Genomic DNA, 1,799 nt, shown 5'->3' on the forward strand with positions numbered 1-1,799 from the left:
CGGTCTGGCAATATATCTCCTTGCCGCGCGGCCCGGTCGGACCGGATCAGCCGCCAGGCGTGCACCTTGAGAACCGGATACTGCGAGGATGGACACATTCAGTGTCGCATCCGGGCAGACATCGAACCATTTGAAATGGTCTAACTTGGATTTGTTTTTCGCAAGGCCGCCGAGAGGCGGCCCCGAGAAATTCCTTTTCCTATACTAAAACCATATGAATCGAACGGAACCGATCAGCGATGGACTGAGGGGACCGGACGGGCTCGAAGCCCAGATATTTTTGGACGGAGAGTTCGATCCTGGCTCAGGATGAACGCTGGCGGCGCGCCTAACACATGCAAGTCGAACGGCACCCCTCTCCGGAGGGAAGCGAGTGGCGAACGGCTGAGTAACACGTGGAGAACCTGCCCCCTCCCCCGGGATAGCCGCCCGAAAGGACGGGTAATACCGGATACCCCGGGGTGCCGCATGGCACCCCGGCTAAAGCCCCGACGGGAGGGGATGGCTCCGCGGCCCATCAGGTAGACGGCGGGGTGACGGCCCACCGTGCCGACAACGGGTAGCCGGGTTGAGAGACCGACCGGCCAGATTGGGACTGAGACACGGCCCAGACTCCTACGGGAGGCAGCAGTGGGGAATCTTGCGCAATGGGGGGAACCCTGACGCAGCGACGCCGCGTGCGGGACGGAGGCCTTCGGGTCGTAAACCGCTTTCAGCAGGGAAGAGTCAAGACTGTACCTGCAGAAGAAGCCCCGGCTAACTACGTGCCAGCAGCCGCGGTAATACGTAGGGGGCGAGCGTTATCCGGATTCATTGGGCGTAAAGCGCGCGTAGGCGGCCCGGCAGGCCGGGGGTCGAAGCGGGGGGCTCAACCCCCCGAAGCCCCCGGAACCTCCGCGGCTTGGGTCCGGTAGGGGAGGGTGGAACACCCGGTGTAGCGGTGGAATGCGCAGATATCGGGTGGAACACCGGTGGCGAAGGCGGCCCTCTGGGCCGAGACCGACGCTGAGGCGCGAAAGCTGGGGGAGCGAACAGGATTAGATACCCTGGTAGTCCCAGCCGTAAACGATGGACGCTAGGTGTGGGGGGACGATCCCCCCGTGCCGCAGCCAACGCATTAAGCGTCCCGCCTGGGGAGTACGGCCGCAAGGCTAAAACTCAAAGGAATTGACGGGGGCCCGCACAAGCAGCGGAGCATGTGGCTTAATTCGAAGCAACGCGAAGAACCTTACCAGGGCTTGACATATGGGTGAAGCGGGGGAGACCCCGTGGCCGAGAGGAGCCCATACAGGTGGTGCATGGCTGTCGTCAGCTCGTGTCGTGAGATGTTGGGTTAAGTCCCGCAACGAGCGCAACCCCCGCCGCGTGTTGCCATCGGGTGATGCCGGGAACCCACGCGGGACCGCCGCCGTCAAGGCGGAGGAGGGCGGGGACGACGTCAAGTCATCATGCCCCTTATGCCCTGGGCTGCACACGTGCTACAATGGCCGGTACAGAGGGATGCCACCCCGCGAGGGGGAGCGGATCCCGGAAAGCCGGCCCCAGTTCGGATTGGGGGCTGCAACCCGCCCCCATGAAGTCGGAGTTGCTAGTAATCGCGGATCAGCATGCCGCGGTGAATGCGTTCCCGGGCCTTGTACACACCGCCCGTCACACCACCCGAGTCGTCTGCACCCGAAGTCGCCGGCCCAACCGTCAAGGGGGGAGGCGCCGAAGGTGTGGAGGGTGAGGGGGGTGAAGTCGTAACAAGGTAGCCGTACCGGAAGGTGCGGCTGGATCACCTCCTTTCTAGGGAGATA

The 1,799-nt window shown here is 63.6% G+C and carries 1 rRNA gene; it reads left to right on the forward strand.

Annotated features, from left to right (window positions below):
* The first annotated feature begins 281 nt into the window (after positions 1-281).
* Positions 282-1,788 (forward strand): 16S ribosomal RNA (locus tag DXC79_RS09930).
* Positions 1,789-1,799 lie beyond the last annotated feature (11 nt).

Source organism: Collinsella sp. TF08-11AT (assembly GCF_003437035.1).
Taxonomy (GTDB): Bacteria; Actinomycetota; Coriobacteriia; order Coriobacteriales; family Coriobacteriaceae; genus Collinsella.